This is a genomic window from Lysinibacillus sp. FJAT-14745, assembly GCF_001275675.1.
GTDB lineage: Bacteria > Bacillota > Bacilli > Bacillales_A > Planococcaceae > Lysinibacillus.
Genome location: NZ_LITM01000003.1, coordinates 144,096 through 145,165 on the forward strand (window position 1 = coordinate 144,096; position 1,070 = coordinate 145,165).

1 protein-coding gene is annotated in these 1,070 nt (G+C 32.8%); it reads right to left on the bottom strand.

The genetic code is table 11. From position 1 onward, the window contains the following. Positions 1-753: 753 nt before the first annotated feature. Positions 754-972 carry a DUF1643 domain-containing protein gene (locus AMS59_RS06330; protein WP_053482915.1) on the bottom strand — a complete coding sequence of 73 codons (219 nt, stop codon included), beginning with the start codon at positions 970-972 and terminating at the stop codon, positions 754-756. Positions 973-1,070 lie beyond the last annotated feature (98 nt).

Below are 1,070 nucleotides of genomic sequence, written 5' to 3' on the forward strand. Positions count from 1 at the left end.
ACATGTCTTCGTTTTTACTCTAAAAAGGCGGAATAATAAATCTGAAATTTCAGTTAAAATTCATGCGACGGTAGTGTTATTTTACAATTACCCTTTTTAAAAATTTTCATCAGAAAAGGAACCAAATATATTTCAAATGGAATTCAATACGAAAATATAAACCTACTTAAACAGTGGTGAACGTTGGTTACTCTCTTTGTTCCCTTGTAAGTGACTGCTGAAAAGCCTTTTGAAAGTTTTGTAGTACAGCCTCTACTTGTTCAAAAGTCACTTCGCTAGAGATTGTTGCATTCGATTGTTCATTTAGTGGGTGCAGCACCTCTCGCCTGGGCTACTCTTTTTAATAGCTAATAATAACCTCACTTACTTATGGTACGGTTCACCGTAATGTAGCTAAGTGCGGTTTTTTATATTGTAATTTATATATTAGTAAAATTAGAATTCAAGAAACTTGTGAGTGCTGAAATTTTATCTTCTACACTTTTTTGATAACCACTAATTCCACTTTGAGTCAACGGTGCTTTCTCTTTGATTAGCTCTTTTTCTCTTTTCTTTCGTAAATCCCTTTGATTCACTTTTTCAAGTAGTCTAAATTTTAATTTTACATCTGAGTCTCTGATTGTCTCTTCAGTAAATCCAAAATATTTTGGATCCTTATTTAACTCATATAAATGTGATGCACATCGTACTAAAACAAAAACTGATTCACCTATATAAAGAACCCTAGATTCATCATTTTTATATACACTAATCTCATAAATTCCTGCACCTATTGTATCCTAGCTTTGCAAGATTATTCATGACATACATTGTCGTTTGATCCTGTACAATTTCATCTGTTAAGCCGGCACTTTTCATCAGAATGAGTGCCTTTCTTTTGTTCTTGTCCCATTCCTTTTTAACAACGTACTTATTTTTCATTTCTTCATCGTATGTGACTTCAGTCCTGAGTGTGCATTTTATTATTTTCATTTAATTTTTCCCCTTTCTAATAGGCTCTTCACCAAAACATGTGCTTGACTAAGAGCCATACTGAATCCATTCAGCATTGCACTCTAGTAAAATTGTCT

Bases quoted from the DNA above. Each gene is read 5' to 3' on its own strand.
- AMS59_RS06330 (WP_053482915.1), bottom strand. From the start codon at position 972: ATGAAAATAATAAAATGCACACTCAGGACTGAAGTCACATACGATGAA.